The organism is Mycobacterium sp. SMC-4 (assembly GCF_050205565.1).
Classification (GTDB): domain Bacteria; phylum Actinomycetota; class Actinomycetes; order Mycobacteriales; family Mycobacteriaceae; genus Mycobacterium.
The window spans coordinates 211,182-225,949 of record NZ_JBNMQU010000004.1 but is presented as its reverse complement, the minus strand read 5'-3'; the positions used below and the strand labels follow the sequence as shown (position 1 = coordinate 225,949).

Here is a 14,768-nt window from a genome sequence, read left to right as displayed (position 1 = left end):
TCTGCTCTTCGCGCAAGCGCTCATCGCTGCCCTCTGCTCTTCGCGCAAGCGCTCATCACCGCGGAACCCTCGGCACCTTCAGACCCGCCGCCGCGATCATCTCGCGCATCACCTCGTTGACCCCGCCGCCGAAGGTGATCACCAGATTGCGCTTGGTCATCTTGTCGAGCCAGTCGAGCAGCTCGGCCGTGTGCGCGTCGGCCGGGTTGCCGTAGCGGCCCACCAGTTCCTCGGCCAGCCGCCCGACTTCCTGGATGCGCTCGGTCGAGAAGACCTTTGTCGCAGCGGCATCGGCGACGGCGATCGTCTCTCCGGATGCAGCGACCTGCCAGTTGAGCAACTCGTTGATACGCCAGATCGCCTTGATCTGACCGAGCAGACGCCGCGCAGGCTCCTGCTCGATCGGGACCATGCCGTCGGATCCGGGGGTGGCCGCCCACTCCCGGACCTCGTCGTAGATGCCGGCGACGCGACCGGCCGGGCCGAGGCCGACGCGCTCGTGGTTGAGCTGCGTGGTGATCAGCTTCCAGCCGCCGTTCTCCTCGCCGACGAGCATGTCCGCGGGCACCCGCACGTCGTTGTAGTAGGACGCGTTGGTGTGGTGGGCGCCGTCGGACAGGATGATCGGGGTCCACGAGTAGCCCGGGTCCTTGGTGTCGACGATAAGGATCGAGATGCCCTTGTGCTTGGCCGCGCTCGGATCCGTCCGGCAGGCCAGCCAGATGTAGTCGGCGTCGTGCGCGCCCGTCGTCCACATCTTCTGGCCGTTCACGATGTATTCGTCACCATGCCTGACGGCGGTGGTACGCAGCGACGCCAGGTCGGTGCCGGCTTCGGGCTCGGAGTACCCGATGGCGAAATGCACGTCGCCCGAGAGGATTCCGGGCAGGAACTTTCTCTTCTGCTCCTCGGTGCCGTGCACCTGCAGGGTCGGTCCCACCGTCTGCAGCGTGACCATCGGCAACGGCACGTCGGCTCGGTTGGCCTCGTTGACGAAGATCTGCTGCTCGATCGGACCGAAGCCCAGACCGCCGTATTCTTTCGGCCAGCCCACGCCGAGTTTGCCGTCGCTGCCCATCCGCTTGATCACCGCACGGTAGGCCTCGTTGTGGCGATCCGACTTCATCGCCTCGGCCTCTTCGGGCGTGATCAGCGTCGAAAAGTATTCCCGCAGCTCAGATTGCAGCGCCCGCTGTTCGGGCGTCAAATCGATGTACATCAAGCTCCCACCAGATCCAGACGCTGCGAGGGACCACCCAGCTGACGCGTCAGGTCCTTGATCGACGAGTAGTAGCGGTCCATCGGGTAGGTGATGTCCATGCCCATACCGCCGTGCAGATGATGGCAGAGCCGCATCGCCGGCGGCGCCTGCGACGTCAGCCAGTACCCGAGGATTGCCAGGTCGTCTTCGGCATCCAGCCCCTCGCAGAGCCGCCATACCACCGACGTCGACACCAGATCGATGGTGCGCGAAGCGATGTAGACCTCCGACAGCTGCGCGGCCACGGTCTGGAACGTCGACAGCGGGCGGCCGAACTGCTCCCGGTTCGCGACGTAGTCGGCGGTCAGCCGTAGGGCGCCGGCCACCAGCCCGGCGGCGAACGCCCCGATGGCGGCCAGCGCGAGCTGGTTCACCCGGGAGGCTTGCGCACCGGCCAGCACGTCGTCGTCGGCGACCGTGACGTCGGTGAACGTGACGGTGGCTTCCTCGCCGCCGTTGGCGGCCGGCGTCGCGGTCACGCGGACGCCGTCAGCGCCGGCGGAGACCACCACGACACCGCTGTCGGCCGTCACGACGAACCAATCAGCTTGTGTCGCATAGCCGACCGCGATCTTGGTGCCGTTGAGCTTGCCGCCGGCCAGGGTGACGCCGGGTTGGTCCGGCAGTGCCGCGCCCGGCTCGTTGAGCGCCGACGTCAGAACCGATCCCTTCGCCACACCGGACAAATAGCGGTCCTGCTGGGCCTCCGACGCGAGGTCGAGCAGCACCGCGGTGGCCCCGAGCGTCACGAGCGCGGGACTGACCGTGCCGTGCCGGCCGATCTCGCTCAGCGCGGTCGCGATCTCGGCCAGGCCTACCCCGTCGCCGCCGAGCCGCTCCGGCACCGCCAGCGCGGTGACGCCGCCGGAAACCAATGCCTCCCATGTGTTGTCGCGCTCGAGAACGGACGTCACCACATCGGCGACAGCCTGCTGTCCCTCGTCTGGACTGAAATCCACCCGACTCCTCCTTGAGCCTTCGTGCCTGTCAGCGCGTCAGTGCTGGACGGGGCAGCCCTTACCGGTGTAGTCCACCTGCCAGTGCTTGATGCCGTTGAGCCATCCCGACTTCAGCCGCTCGGGCTCGCCGATCGGCTTGAGGTCGGGCATGTTGTCGGCGACCGCGTTGAAGATCAGATTGATCGTCATCTTGGCCAGGTTGGCGCCGATGCAGTAGTGCGCGCCGGTGCCGCCGAACCCGACGTGCGGGTTGGGGTTACGCATGATGTCGAACTTGTGCGGGTTCTCGAAGACCTCGTCGTCGAAGTTGGCCGAGCGGTACGACATCACCACCCGCTCACCCTTCTTGATGTGCACGCCGCCGAGTTCGGTGTCCTCGAGCGCGGTGCGCTGGAATGCCGACACCGGGGTCGCCCAGCGGACGATCTCGTCGGCGGCGGTCTCCGGCCGTTCCTTCTTGTAGAGCTCCCACTGATCGGGGTTCTGCGAGAAGGCGATCATGCCGTGGGTGATCGAGTTGCGCGTGGTTTCGTTGCCGGCCACCGCGAGCATGATGACGAAGAAGCCGAACTCGTCGTCCGAGAGCTTCTCGCCGTCGATGTCGGCCTCGATCAGTTTGGTGACGATGTCCTCGGTCGGGTTCTTCGCCCGCTCCTCCGCCATCTTCATGGCATAGCTGATCAATTCGAACGACGACATCGCCGGATCGACATCGGCGTACTCGGGATCCTCACCGGCGGTCATCTCGTTGGACCAGCGGAAGATCTTGTCGCGGTCGTCCTGCGGCACACCGAGCAGTTCGGCGATGGCCTGCAGGGGCAGTTCGGCCGACACCTGTTCGACGAAGTCGCCGGAACCCTCGGCCTTGGCGGTCTCGGCGATCTTCTGCGCACGCGCACGCAGCTCGTCTTCGAGCCGGCCGACCGCGCGGGGGGTGAAACCGCGGGAGATGATCTTGCGCAGCCGGGTGTGCTGCGGCGCGTCCATGTTCAGCAGTACGGCCTTCTGCAGATCGATGGCCTCGCGCGTCATGTCCTTGGGCCAGACCGGGATGGCTCCGTCGGGCGAGCTGCCGAAGATGTCGTTGCGCTTGGACACCTCTTTGACGTCGGCGTGCTTGGTGACCAACCAATAACCCTTGTCGCCGAAGCCGCCCGTGCCGCCGGGCACGTCGACCCAGTGGATAGGCTCGGACTTGCGCAGTTCGGCCAGCTCTTCGACGGGAAGCCGCTCCAGGTTCAAGCTCGCGTCGAGGAAGTCGAACTCGGGACTGATGGGGCAGGTGTTCGGGCCGGACATAGCTAAGCACTCCTCAATTGGAACGTGTTCTAGTGCCAGTAAAACATGCCTCCACCGCAGATGAAAGGCGTGGCGACATCCCTGCTTGTCAGACTAATGAAACGTGTTCTAGCCTGGCGCAATGGGTAACCCTGTCATCGTCGAAGCCACTCGCAGCCCCATCGGCAAACGCAACGGATGGTTGTCCGGTCTGCACGCCACCGAGTTGCTGGGCGCGGTCCAGAAGGCGCTCGTCGACAAGGTCGGACTCGCTTCCGACTTCGACGCAGACATGGTCGAACAGGTCATCGGCGGCTGCGTCACGCAGTACGGCGAGCAGTCCAACAACATCACGCGCGTGAGCTGGCTGGTCGCCGGCCTGCCCGAGCACGTCGGCGCCACCACCGTCGACTGCCAGTGCGGCAGCGGCCAGCAGGCCAACGGCCTGATCGCCGGCCTGATCGCGACCGGGGCAATCGACGTGGGCATCGCGTGCGGCGTCGAGGCGATGAGCCGCGTCGGGCTGGGCGCCAACGCCGGGCCCGACCGCAGCCTGATCCGGCCGGCATCGTGGGACATCGACATGCCCAACCAGTTCGAGGCCGCCGAGCGGATCGCCAAGCGGCGCGGGATCACCCGCGAGGACATCGACCGCTTCGGTCTGGACTCACAGCGCAAGGCCGCCCAGGCCTGGGCCGAGGGCCGCTTCGACCGGGAGATCTCCCCCATCGAGGCGCCGGTGCTCGACGAGAACAAGCAACCCACCGACGAGCGTGCCCCGGTCAGCCGGGACCAGGGCATGCGCGAGACCACGCTCGAGGGTCTGTCATCGCTGAAGCCGGTCATGGAGGGCGGCATCCACACCGCGGGCACCTCCTCTCAGATCTCCGACGGGGCGGCTGCGGTGCTGTGGATGGACGAGGACAAGGCCAGGGCGCTGGGTCTGAAGCCGCGGGCCCGCATCGTCAGCCAGGCGCTCGTGGGCGCCGAGCCGTACTACCACCTCGACGGACCCGTCCAGTCCACGCAGAAGGTGCTGGAGAAGGCCGGGATGAAGATGGGTGACATCGACATCACCGAGATCAACGAGGCTTTCGCGTCGGTGGTGCTGTCCTGGGCGCGGGTGCACGAGCCGGACATGGACACCGTCAACGTCAACGGCGGTGCGATCGCGCTGGGCCATCCGGTCGGCAGCACCGGGAGCCGTCTGATCACCACCGCGCTGCACGAACTCGAGCGGACCGACAAGACCACCGCCCTGATCACGATGTGCGCCGGCGGGGCACTGTCGACCGGGACGATCATCGAGCGGATCTGACCGCGACATGATCCCGGATGCCGACCGCATCGCCGCGGCGCAGGCCTACATCACCGCGCTCGGCTCACATCGGGCCGACGCGGTGCCGTTCGCCCCGGATTGCACCCGCACCGAGGTCGGCATCAAGACCGGCTTTTCCGGAAAACACCTGCGCCGCAGCCTCAACCGGGGGCTGCAGTACCGGGTCATCGCGTCGGTGTCGACGCCGGAGTTCACCGTCGACGGCGACACCGTGCGGGCCCGCTTCGAGCTGTCGACCAAGCCGTCACTGGCCGGACGACGGGTCGGCGCCCGCGTCGACGAGACGTTCCTGATCCCGGCCGGCGACCCGTCGGGCCGCGCCCAGATCCACCGCATCAACGCCTCGATCCGACCGTTTCTGACCAGAGAAGGAACCACTCCGTGACCGAAGCCTCCCGCCCGCTGACCGACAAGCAGATCAAGAGCCTGAATTCCAAGGCCGTCGGCATCGGCATCAAATGGATGTCGCGCGCACAGACGTTCCTGTTCAAGAAGACCAACGGGCGCTTCGGCGACAAGTTCCTGCGCGGGTCCGAAGTCGGAATCCTGACCACGATCGGACGCAAGAGCGGCGAGCCCCGTGACGTTCCGCTGCTGTTCCTCCAGGAGGGCAACCGGATCGTGCTCGTCGCCTCCCAGGGCGGCCGCGACACCCATCCGATGTGGTATCTGAACATCAAGGCCAACCCCGCGGTCACGTTCCAGACCAAGACCGGGAAGCTGGAGCTGGTGGCGCGTGAGGCGACCGACGCCGAACGCGACGAGTACTGGCCCAAGCTCGACGCGATGTACCCCGACTACGCCAACTACCGGTCCTACACCGAGCGGAAAATCCCGATCATCATCTGCGACCCCGCATAACTGGTTAATCTGACCCAATGGTCGCGGGGTCACACCGCAAACTGACGTCGACGCTGTTGGCGGTGTTGACCGCCGCGTTGCTGTGGGTGGCAGCGGCCATACCCGCGGCGGCGCTGACGGTGACGTTCGTCCGGCACGCGCAGTCCGAAGCCAACGCCGCGGGGATCATCGACACCTTGGTGCCGGGCCCGAACATCACCACCGATGTCGGGGTCCCGCAGGCCGCAGCGGTGGCCGCCGCCCTCGCGGCGAGCGGGATGGATTACGACGCGATCTACACCTCGAACATGGTGCGCACCAGCCAGACTGCCGCACCGTTCGCTGCGGAGACCGGTCTGGATCCGATCGCACTGGCCGGGTTCCGCGAGATCGGCGCCGGTATCTTCGAAGGCTCATCGGAGAACTCCGGGCTGGGTCGCATCGGATATGCGCTGAGCCCGGCGCTGTGGATACTGGGCGCCCGGGCGCTGCCGATCCTCGGCGGCAGTGACGGCAACGCGTTCGACGCCCGGGTGGACGGCGCGCTCAAGGTGGTCGAGGACAGCGGCGCGCAGATGCCCGTGGTGTTCTCGCACGGAGCGACGATCATGTTCTGGACGATGATGAACGTCGACAATCCGGATCTCGGCCTGATGTTGAGCCACCAGCTGGACAACACCGATGTGGTCGTGGTGGAGGGCAGCGCCGAAGAAGGCTGGACCTTGAAGTCGTGGGCGGGCAAGCCGGTCGGACCCGCGACGTTGGGCACCAAGCTGCTCGTCAACGTTCGCGACCTGGTGGTCGCACCGCAGACGGCCATCTACAACGTGGTGCAGGCCTTCCGCACCGGTGACATCCGCCAGATCTCCGATGCCTTGCGTGACGGCATCGGCGACGTGCTGAAGGCACCGATCACGTTCGTGACCGCGGTGGTGCGAGATGTCGTCAACGCCGTCACCAACCCCGACCCGCCCGCGGCGGCTACCTCCTCGGCACCCGAATCCGTAGGAGCGCAACAGGAGTCGGAGCCGGCCGTCGAACCTGTGCAGGAGAAGGCGCGGACCGCCGACAAGCTCCACCGCTCCGACCGGATCCGCGTGCTCACCCCATCCGAGGACGAGTCCCCGGCAGCCCAGGACGAGGACTCGGTTGGCCTCACCGACACCGAGACCGACACCGACACCGACACCGACGATGCATCGGTGTCGGACGACTCGCATGCCACGACCGGCGCCGACTCGGATCCCACGGGTGGCACCGAGTCCGACGCCAGGAAGGCGGCCGCCTGAGGTCCGGAGCTGCCGTCTTCTAGGCGCCGAAGACCGGTAGCGGTGTCCGCGACTTGGCCAGCAGATCGGCGACCACCGGCCCGAGTTCGGCCGGGTCCCAGCGCGCACCCTTGTCGATCTCGCCGCCGCGCGCCCAGCCTTCGGCGACGCGGATGATGCCGCCCTCGACCTCGAAGACCCGGCCGGTCACATCGCGCGACTCGGCACTGCCCAGCCACACCACCAGCGGCGAGACGTTCTCCGGGGCCATGGCGTCGAAATCCTTGTCCTGCGTGGCCATCATGTCGGCGAACACGGTCTCCGTCATCCGCGTCCGAGCCGACGGCGCGATCGCGTTGACGGTCACCCCGTAGCGACCCATCTCGGCCGCGCCGACCAGGGTCAGTGCAGCGATACCGGCCTTGGCCGCGCTGTAGTTGGCCTGCCCGACGCTGCCCTGCAGTCCCGCACCGGAGCTGGTGTTGATGATGCGCGCGTCGACCTGCTCACCGGCCTTGGACTTGGCGCGCCAGTAGGCGGCCGCGTGCTTCATGGTCGCGAAGTGCCCCTTGAGGTGCACGGCGGTGACGGCGTCGAACTCTTCTTCGCTGGTGTTGGCGAACATGCGGTCCCGCACGATGCCGGCGTTGTTGACCAGCACGTCCAAGCCGCCGAAGCTGTCGACGGCGGTCTGGATCAGCCCTTCGGCCTGGGTCCAGTCAGCGACGTTCGCACCGCTGGTGACGGCTTCCCCTCCGGCGGCGACGATCTCGTCGACGACGTTCTGGGCGGCGCTGCCACCGCCGGCCGGGGAACCGTCCAGACCCACGCCGATGTCGTTGACGACCACACGTGCGCCCTCGGCGGCGAACGCCAGCGCGTGCGCGCGGCCGATCCCGCCGCCGGCGCCGGTCACGATGACCACCCGACCGTCAAGCAATCCCATTAGCGTTGTCTCCTCACCTATTTGATGTCCGCAGTGGTGGTCGAAAGATAGTGAGGCGGCTCCCCGCCACCGTGCACCTCGAGGGAGGCGCCGCTGATGTAGGCCGCCGCATCAGAGGCCAGGAACGCTGCGGCCCAGCCGATGTCGGTGGGCTGCGCGAGACGGCCCAGCGGCACGTTGCGCGAGATCGCGGCGACGGAATCGGCGTCGCCGTAGAACAGTTCGGACTGCTCGGTCTCGACCATGCCGACGACCACGGAGTTCACCCGCACCTTGGGCGCCCACTCGACCGCCAGCGTGGTGGTCATGTTCTCCATCCCGGCCTTGGCTGCGCCGTAGGCCGCGGTGCCCGGCGTCGGGCGCCGACCGCTCACGCTGGTGATGTTGATGATCGACCCGCCGGTGTCCTGGCCCTGCATGACGGTGTTGGCGTGCTGGGAAACAGACAGCGCGCCAAGGAGATTCAGGGCGACGATCTTGGTGTTGAACTTCGCGGACGCTTCGGCGGCGAGCACGTAGGGAGATCCGCCGGCATTGTTGACCACGACGTCGAGGCGCCCGTGGTCGGCGACGATCCGGTCGATCAGTTCCTTGACCGCGTCGTCGTCGCGGATGTCGCACGAGTGGAACTCGTAGGGCAGGTCCTCGACCGGGCGGCGGGCACAGGTCACGACGGTGGCGCCCTGATCGGCGAAGACCTTGCTGATGCCGGCTCCGACGCCCCGCACCCCGCCGGTGACGAGGACGACTCGGCCGGTCAGGCCCAGTTTGATGGCGCTATCGACGGCGTCAGTCACTGTGCTAGCGTACCAAGCAAGTGCTTGCTTAGGTAGCCACCCCCTCAGGAGTCCGCATGACCATCAGCACCAAGACCGTCGAGCCGGGCATCGTCTCGGTCACCGTCGACTACCCGCCCGTCAACGCGATCCCCTCCCGCGGATGGTTCGAGCTGGCCGACGCGATCACCGCAGCCGGCCGCGACATGAGCACCCATGTGGTGGTGCTGCGCGCCGAGGGTCGCGGCTTCAACGCCGGTGTGGACATCAAGGAGATGCAGAAGACCGAGGGTTTCACGGCGCTGATCGATGCGAATCGTGGTTGCTACGAAGCCTTTCGCGCGGTGTACGAGTGTGCGGTGCCCGTGGTGGCAGCGGTCAACGGGTTCTGCGTCGGCGGCGGGATCGGCCTGGTCGGCAACGCCGACGTCATCGTCGCCTCCGATGACGCGAAGTTCGGACTCCCCGAGGTCGAACGCGGCGCGCTGGGCGCGGCCACGCACCTGTCGCGGCTGGTGCCCCAACATCTGATGCGGCGCCTGTTCTTCACGGCCGCCACCGTGGACGCGGACACGCTGCATCACTTCGGTTCGGTCCACGAAGTGGTTCCGCGCGCCGAACTCGACGAAGCCGCGCTGCGGGTGGCCCGTGACATCGCAAGCAAGGACACCCGGGTGATCCGCGCCGCCAAGGAGGCGTTGAACTTCATCGACGTGCAACCGGTCAACGCGAGATACCGCATGGAGCAGGGCTTCACCTTCGAGCTGAACCTCGCCGGTGTCTCCGACGAGCACCGTGATGCCTTCGCGGGCACCAACAAGGGAACGAAATGAGCAACAAGACAACCACTCTCGACGAGGCCGTGGCAGGTATCCGCAGCGGTATGACGATCGGCATCGGCGGCTGGGGTTCCCGGCGCAAGCCGATGGCGTTCGTGCGGGCGTTGCTGCGCACCGACGTCACCGACCTGACGGTGGTCACCTACGGCGGTCCCGACCTTGGCCTGCTGTGCTCGGCCGGCAAGGTCAAGCAGGTGTACTACGGCTTCGTGTCGCTGGATTCGCCGCCCTTCTACGACCCCTGGTTCGCCAAGGCCCGCATGTCCGGCAGCATCGAATCGCGCGAGATGGACGAGGGCATGCTGCGGTGCGGCCTGCAAGCTGCTGCCCAGCGGCTGCCGTTCCTGCCGACCCGCGCCGGGCTGGGCAGCGACGTCCGCAACTTCTGGGGTGACGAACTCAAGACCGTGCGCTCGCCGTACCCCACCGGCGACAAGTACGAAGAACTCGTCGCGATGCCCGCCCTCAACCTGGATGCGGCGTTCGTCCACCTCAATCTCGGTGACGCACAGGGCAACGCCGCCTACACGGGGATCGACCCGTACTTCGACGACCTCTATCTGATGGCCGCCGAACAGCGTCATCTCTCGGTGGAGAAGATCGTGTCGACCGAGGAACTGGTCAAAGCCGTTCCACCACAGGCGCTGCTGGTCAACCGCATGATGGTCGACACCGTGGTCGAAGCCCCCAACGGCGCCCACTTCACCACTGCCGAGCCCGACTACCGCCGGGACGAGAAGTTCCAGCGCCACTACGCCGAAGCCGCCGGCTCCGACGAGACATGGGCGCAGTTCGTCGACACCTATCTGTCCGGTAGCGAGGCCGACTACCAGGCCGCGGTGGCCAAGTTCAAGGAGCAGCAGTCATGACGTCCCCCACCCGCGCCGAGGTGTGCGCCGTCGCGTGCGCCGAATTGTTCCGCGACGCCGGCGAGATCATGGTCAGCCCGATGACGACGATGGTGTCGATCGGCGCCCGGCTGGCTCGGCTGACCTTCTCCCCCGACATCCTGCTCACCGACGGCGAGGCGCGGTTGATCGCCGACACCCCGGCCATCGGCGCCTCGGCGGCCATCGAGGGGTGGATGCCGTTCGGCCGGGTCTTCGAGACCCTGACCTGGGGCCGGCGGCATGTGGTCATGGGCGCCAACCAGATCGACCGCTATGGCAACCAGAACCTGTCGGCGTTCGGTCCGCTGCAGCAGCCCACCCGGCAGATGTTCGGGGTGCGGGGCGCTCCGGGCAACACCATCAACCACATCACCAGCTACTGGGTGGGCAACCACTCCCGGCGGGTCTTCGGCGAATCCGTCGACGTGGTGTCCGGAATCGGTTGGGACAAGGTCGATCCCGACAACCCCGCGTACCGCTTCTTCAACGTCTACCGCGTGGTGACCAACCTCGGAGTCTTCGACTTCAACGGACCCGACCACCAGATGCGTGCCGTGTCGCTGCACCCGGGCGTCGAGGCCGACCAGATTGTCGAGAACACTTCGTTCGAGGTGCACGGGCTCGGCGAGGCAGAGACGACGCGCCTCCCGTCCGTCGAGGAGCTCACGCTGATTCGTGAGGCGATCGATCCGAAGTCGTTGCGCGACAAGGCAGTGCGATGAGCGGTTTGAAGACCGCGCTGACCGAGCTGGTCGGCATCGAGCACCCGGTGGTGCAGACCGGGATGGGGTGGGTCGCCGGTGCGCGCCTGGTGTCGGCGACGTCCAACGCGGGCGGGCTGGGCATCCTGGCTTCGGCGACGATGACGCTCGACGAGCTCAAGACCGCCGTCGCCAAGGTCAAGGCGGCCACCGACAAGCCGTTCGGGATCAACATCCGCGCCGACGCGGGCGACGCGAACGAGCGCGTCGACCTGCTGATCTCCGAAGGGGTCAAGGTCGCGTCCTTCGCGCTGGCGCCGAAACCGGACCTGATCGCCAAGCTCAAAGACGCCGACGTGGTGGTCATCCCGTCGGTGGGACTGGCCAAGCACGCCAAGAAGGTCGCGAGCTGGGGCGCGGATGCGGTGATCGTGCAGGGCGGGGAAGGCGGTGGGCACACGGGGCCGATCGCCACCACCCTGCTGCTGCCGTCGGTGCTCGACGCCGTGGCCGACACCGGCATGCCGGTGGTCGCCGCGGGCGGGTTCTTCGATGGGCGCGGGCTGGCGGCGGCCCTGTCCTACGGCGCCGCGGGCGTCGCGATGGGAACCCGGTTCCTGCTGACGTCGGACTCGACGGTGCCGGACGCGGTCAAGCAGCGCTACCTGCAGGCCGCGCTGGACGGCACGGTGGTCTCGACCCGGGTCGACGGTATGCCGCACCGCGTGCTGCGGACCGGTTTGGTGGAGAAGCTGGAGAGCGGTTCCCCGGTGAAGGGATTCGCTGCCGCGGTGGGCAATGCGCAGAAGTTCAAGAAGATGACCGGCATGACGTGGACGTCGATGGTCAAGGACGGGCTGGCGATGCGCCGAACCAAGGACCTCACCTGGTCGCAGGTGGTCATGGCGGCCAACACACCGATGCTGCTCAAGGCCGGTCTGGTGGAGGGCAACACCGATGCCGGCGTGCTCGCTTCGGGCCAGGTGGCGGGCATGATCGGAGACCTGCCGTCGTGCGCCGAACTGGTGCCGCAGATCGTGGCCGACGCCATCCAGCACCTGACTGAAGCATCTTCCTTCATCCGACCGTAATGAAGTAGATAACTTCATTCCCAGCCAGTGAAGCTAAGATCTTCACATGGCGGCATTGCGGGCGACCCTGATCGGCGATGTGGTCGGCTCACGCCAGGCCGCCGACCGCCGGGCTCTGCATCGCCAAATCACCGCCGCCCTGGCCGCGGTCGCGAAAGGCGCTCTCGATGCGCCGGCCTTCACCGTCGGTGACGAGTTCCAGGGCAGTTACCTCCGCGTCGGAGAGGCACTCGCCGCGGCGTGGGCGATTCGGTTGGCCGTCGCGCCAGGTATCGATGTCCGCTTCGGGATCGGGTGGGGCGAGATCAGTGTGCTCGATGCGGCCACCCGCATCCAGGACGGGCCGGGATGGTGGGCAGCACGCGCCGCCATCGAGGCGACAGCCCAGACACAGCGCCAGCCGGGCCTCGCCCAGGTCCGGATCACCTACCGCAACCACGCCGAGACCGGCCCGCCCGCCGATCTCGTCAACGCGGCACTGATGTGTCGGGACCACATGTTTGGATCGCTCGATGAGCGCTCGATCCGCATCCTGAGAGGTCTCATGTCGCACCGGTCCAAGAAGCAGCTCGCCGCCGCGGAGCAGATCAGCCCGTCGGCGGTCTCACAGCGCGCCGGAAGAGACGGCCTGGACCTCATCGTGCTTGTTTCGCAGTATCTTTCGGAGCTCTCATGAGCGTGCTGGCGGTGTTCTTCATCGCCGTCGGGATCGGCGACATCAGTCGCCGCGGTAGCCGCCGCAGGTGGCCGCCCCTGGTACTCGGCGCCGGCGTCCTGGTGGGCGGGGCGATGCTGGCCGGACTGTGGCGACCCGGCGATCTCGCCCTGCTCGCGCTCGCCTCGATCGGCTTGGCGAGCTGGCAGCTCTGGTGTGCACGCGCCGAATGCACCGGCACGCGACAGGTCCTCGCGCTCATGATGTTCGGCGTCACGGTGACAGCATTGATCCTGTTGTCCGGCTGGGCCTCCGAGGTGGGCGGCGTGATCGGCCGGTGGACGTCCTGGACGACGCTGACCGGTGACGTGTCCCCGGATCGAGTGCTGATGGCCACCGGCGTGCTGCTGGTCCAGGTGAGCACTGCCAACCAGGTGGTACGGCTGATCCTGGGATCGGTCGGTGCGGTCAAGCCCGCCGGCCAGCCGCAACCGTCGGATCAGCTCAAGGGCGGCAGGCTGCTCGGGCCGATGGAGCGGTTGCTGATCGTCGGGCTGGGCCTGGCCGGCCAGCCGGCCATGGCCACGGCCGTGGTGGCGGCCAAGAGCATCATCCGGTTCCCCGAGATCAGCGCCAAACGCGACCGCGACAAGAGCGCCGTCGGGATCGACGAGGTCACCGAGTACTTCCTGGTCGGCAGCTTCGCGAGCTGGATCGTGGCGTTCACGGGGTTGGCGCTGGTCGCGGCGACCTGAAGGAGCATCCACCGAAAACGGCTCTGTGCCACGGCAACATTCCTAGACTTGGCCGCATGAAGACCAATGCGGCGATTCTGTGGGAGTACGGCGGTGACTGGACCGTCGAAGAGATCGATCTGGACCCCCCGGGCGACGGTGAGGTGTTGGTCTCCTGGGAGGCCACCGGCCTGTGCCACTCCGACGAGCACATCCGCACCGGTGATCTGCCCGCCCCGCTGCCGCTGATCGGCGGCCACGAGGGTGCGGGCATCGTGCGCGAGGTCGGCCCCGGTGTCGTCGGCCTGGCCCCCGGCGACCACGTCGTCGCCTCGTTCCTGCCGGCCTGCGGGCGCTGCCGGTTCTGCTCCACCGGCCACCAGAATCTGTGCGACCTGGGCGCCATGATCATGGCGGGCACTCAACTCGACGGCACCTACCGCCGGCACATCAACGGCCAGGATGTCGGCGTGATGGCGTTGGTCGGCACCTTCTCCCAGTACGGCACGGTGCCCGAGGCGTCGATCGTCAAAATCGACGACGACATCCCGCTGGCGCGGGCCTGCCTGCTGGGCTGCGGTGTCACAACCGGGTGGGGTTCGGCGGTCAACACTGCCGACGTCTCCCCCGGCGACACCGTCGTCATCATCGGGTTGGGCGGCATCGGCAGCGGCGCGGTCCAGGGGGCACGGCTGGCCGGCGCCGAGAAGATCATCGTCGTGGAACCTATCGAGGAGAAGCGATCGAAAGCTCTTCAGTTCGGCGCCACCCACTTCGTCACCTCGATGGAAGAGGCCACCGCACTGGTGGCCGACCTCACCCGCGGAGTCATGGCCGACTCGGCGATCCTGACCGTCGGCCTGCTCGAGGGCTCGATGCTCGAGGAGGCAGCCAACATCATCCGCAAGGGTGGCGCCGTGGTGATGACAGCCCTGTCGACCATGGCCGACAACCAGCCGACCCTGGGCATGATGATGTTCACGCTGTTCCAGAAGCGGCTGCTGGGAAGCCTCTACGGCGAAGCCAACCCACGTGCCGACATCCCGCGCCTGCTGTCGCTGTACCGCGACGGCAAGCTGCTGCTCGACGAGACCGTCACCCACGAGTACAAGCTCGCCGAGGTCAACGAGGGCTACGAGGACATGCGGTCAGGGCGCAACATCCGCGGCGTGATCCTGCACGACCACTGAC

At 67.2% G+C, this 14,768-nt stretch carries 16 protein-coding genes; 11 read left to right on the top strand and 5 right to left on the bottom strand.

Annotated elements, in window-relative coordinates:
- Window positions 1–55: 55 nt before the first annotated feature.
- The 3 genes from fadE29 to ACQI46_RS09835 are packed head-to-tail and all read right to left on the bottom strand — an operon-like array spanning window position 56 to window position 3,519.
- The gene (gene fadE29, locus ACQI46_RS09845; RefSeq protein ID WP_427093793.1) at window positions 56–1,219 is read right to left on the bottom strand and encodes an acyl-CoA dehydrogenase FadE29; all 1,164 of its coding nucleotides are present in this window, start codon (window positions 1,217–1,219) and stop codon (window positions 56–58) included.
- The gene (locus ACQI46_RS09840; RefSeq protein WP_427093792.1) at window positions 1,219–2,220 is read right to left on the bottom strand and encodes an acyl-CoA dehydrogenase family protein; all 1,002 of its coding nucleotides are present in this window, start codon (window positions 2,218–2,220) and stop codon (window positions 1,219–1,221) included. The genes fadE29 and ACQI46_RS09840 overlap by 1 nt, the downstream gene beginning before the upstream one ends.
- 36 nt (window positions 2,221–2,256) lie before the next feature.
- Window positions 2,257–3,519 carry a cytochrome P450 gene (locus ACQI46_RS09835; RefSeq protein ID WP_427093791.1) on the bottom strand — a complete coding sequence of 421 codons (1,263 nt, stop codon included), beginning with the start codon at window positions 3,517–3,519 and terminating at the stop codon, window positions 2,257–2,259.
- A gap of 121 nt (window positions 3,520–3,640) precedes the next feature.
- Between ACQI46_RS09835 and ACQI46_RS09830 the strand changes: the two genes are divergently transcribed.
- From ACQI46_RS09830 to ACQI46_RS09815, 4 genes are read left to right on the top strand one after another with little or no spacing between them, the layout of a single operon-like run.
- Window positions 3,641–4,816 carry a steroid 3-ketoacyl-CoA thiolase gene (locus ACQI46_RS09830; RefSeq protein ID WP_427093790.1) on the top strand — a complete coding sequence of 392 codons (1,176 nt, stop codon included), beginning with the start codon at window positions 3,641–3,643 and terminating at the stop codon, window positions 4,814–4,816.
- Between the two features lie 7 nt (window positions 4,817–4,823).
- Complete coding sequence (locus ACQI46_RS09825) at window positions 4,824–5,222, top strand: hypothetical protein (RefSeq protein WP_427093789.1); 399 nt, start codon at window positions 4,824–4,826, stop codon at window positions 5,220–5,222.
- The gene (locus ACQI46_RS09820) at window positions 5,219–5,698 is read left to right on the top strand and encodes a nitroreductase family deazaflavin-dependent oxidoreductase (protein ID WP_427093788.1); all 480 of its coding nucleotides are present in this window, start codon (window positions 5,219–5,221) and stop codon (window positions 5,696–5,698) included. The genes ACQI46_RS09825 and ACQI46_RS09820 overlap by 4 nt, the downstream gene beginning before the upstream one ends.
- 17 nt (window positions 5,699–5,715) lie before the next feature.
- A complete protein-coding gene (locus ACQI46_RS09815; RefSeq protein WP_427093787.1) occupies window positions 5,716–6,966 on the top strand; it encodes a histidine phosphatase family protein in 1,251 nt (416 codons plus the stop codon).
- 19 nt (window positions 6,967–6,985) lie between these two features.
- Here ACQI46_RS09815 and ACQI46_RS09810 read toward each other — a convergent pair whose 3' ends face one another.
- Both ACQI46_RS09810 and ACQI46_RS09805 read right to left on the bottom strand, forming a co-directional pair.
- Complete coding sequence (locus ACQI46_RS09810; RefSeq protein WP_427093786.1) at window positions 6,986–7,891, bottom strand: SDR family oxidoreductase; 906 nt, start codon at window positions 7,889–7,891, stop codon at window positions 6,986–6,988.
- Between the two features lie 17 nt (window positions 7,892–7,908).
- Window positions 7,909–8,688: an SDR family oxidoreductase gene (locus ACQI46_RS09805; protein ID WP_427093785.1), complete on the bottom strand. Its 780-nt coding sequence runs from the start codon at window positions 8,686–8,688 to the stop codon at window positions 7,909–7,911.
- A 56-nt stretch (window positions 8,689–8,744) separates the two neighbouring features.
- Here ACQI46_RS09805 and echA20 point away from each other — a divergent pair, with 56 nt between their 5' ends.
- Genes echA20 through ACQI46_RS09770 form a run of 7 tightly spaced genes read left to right on the top strand, consistent with a single transcriptional unit; the run spans window position 8,745 to window position 14,767 of the window.
- Window positions 8,745–9,500: a (7aS)-7a-methyl-1,5-dioxo-2,3,5,6,7,7a-hexahydro-1H-indene-carboxyl-CoA hydrolase gene (gene echA20, locus ACQI46_RS09800; protein WP_427093784.1), complete on the top strand. Its 756-nt coding sequence runs from the start codon at window positions 8,745–8,747 to the stop codon at window positions 9,498–9,500.
- Window positions 9,497–10,375, top strand: coding sequence for a cholesterol ring-cleaving hydrolase subunit IpdA (gene ipdA, locus ACQI46_RS09795; protein ID WP_427093783.1), 879 nt, complete (start codon window positions 9,497–9,499; stop codon window positions 10,373–10,375). Before echA20 ends, ipdA begins: the two co-directional genes overlap by 4 nt.
- A complete protein-coding gene (gene ipdB / locus ACQI46_RS09790; protein ID WP_427093782.1) occupies window positions 10,372–11,118 on the top strand; it encodes a cholesterol ring-cleaving hydrolase subunit IpdB in 747 nt (248 codons plus the stop codon). Before ipdA ends, ipdB begins: the two co-directional genes overlap by 4 nt.
- A complete protein-coding gene (locus tag ACQI46_RS09785) occupies window positions 11,115–12,188 on the top strand; it encodes a nitronate monooxygenase (RefSeq protein WP_427093781.1) in 1,074 nt (357 codons plus the stop codon). The genes ipdB and ACQI46_RS09785 overlap by 4 nt, the downstream gene beginning before the upstream one ends.
- Before the next feature lie 46 nt (window positions 12,189–12,234).
- Window positions 12,235–12,864 carry a SatD family protein gene (locus tag ACQI46_RS09780; protein ID WP_427093780.1) on the top strand — a complete coding sequence of 210 codons (630 nt, stop codon included), beginning with the start codon at window positions 12,235–12,237 and terminating at the stop codon, window positions 12,862–12,864.
- On the top strand, window positions 12,861–13,598 hold the full coding sequence (locus tag ACQI46_RS09775) for a hypothetical protein (protein WP_427093779.1): 738 nt from the start codon (window positions 12,861–12,863) through the stop codon (window positions 13,596–13,598). The genes ACQI46_RS09780 and ACQI46_RS09775 overlap by 4 nt, the downstream gene beginning before the upstream one ends.
- 56 nt (window positions 13,599–13,654) lie before the next feature.
- Window positions 13,655–14,767 carry an NDMA-dependent alcohol dehydrogenase gene (locus ACQI46_RS09770; protein ID WP_427093778.1) on the top strand — a complete coding sequence of 371 codons (1,113 nt, stop codon included), beginning with the start codon at window positions 13,655–13,657 and terminating at the stop codon, window positions 14,765–14,767.
- Window position 14,768: the final 1 nt, after the last annotated feature.

Coding starts and splice junctions, on each gene's coding strand:
- fadE29 (WP_427093793.1), bottom strand. CDS start 1,219: ATGTACATCGATTTGACGCCCGAACAGCGGGCGCTGCAATCTGAGCTG.
- ACQI46_RS09835 (WP_427093791.1), bottom strand. CDS start 3,519: ATGTCCGGCCCGAACACCTGCCCCATCAGTCCCGAGTTCGACTTCCTC.
- ACQI46_RS09830 (WP_427093790.1), top strand. CDS start 3,641: ATGGGTAACCCTGTCATCGTCGAAGCCACTCGCAGCCCCATCGGCAAA.
- ACQI46_RS09825 (WP_427093789.1), top strand. CDS start 4,824: ATGATCCCGGATGCCGACCGCATCGCCGCGGCGCAGGCCTACATCACC.
- ACQI46_RS09815 (WP_427093787.1), top strand. CDS start 5,716: ATGGTCGCGGGGTCACACCGCAAACTGACGTCGACGCTGTTGGCGGTG.
- ACQI46_RS09810 (WP_427093786.1), bottom strand. CDS start 7,891: ATGGGATTGCTTGACGGTCGGGTGGTCATCGTGACCGGCGCCGGCGGC.
- echA20 (WP_427093784.1), top strand. CDS start 8,745: ATGACCATCAGCACCAAGACCGTCGAGCCGGGCATCGTCTCGGTCACC.
- ipdA (WP_427093783.1), top strand. CDS start 9,497: ATGAGCAACAAGACAACCACTCTCGACGAGGCCGTGGCAGGTATCCGC.
- ipdB (WP_427093782.1), top strand. CDS start 10,372: ATGACGTCCCCCACCCGCGCCGAGGTGTGCGCCGTCGCGTGCGCCGAA.
- ACQI46_RS09785 (WP_427093781.1), top strand. CDS start 11,115: ATGAGCGGTTTGAAGACCGCGCTGACCGAGCTGGTCGGCATCGAGCAC.
- ACQI46_RS09780 (WP_427093780.1), top strand. CDS start 12,235: ATGGCGGCATTGCGGGCGACCCTGATCGGCGATGTGGTCGGCTCACGC.
- ACQI46_RS09775 (WP_427093779.1), top strand. CDS start 12,861: ATGAGCGTGCTGGCGGTGTTCTTCATCGCCGTCGGGATCGGCGACATC.
- ACQI46_RS09770 (WP_427093778.1), top strand. CDS start 13,655: ATGAAGACCAATGCGGCGATTCTGTGGGAGTACGGCGGTGACTGGACC.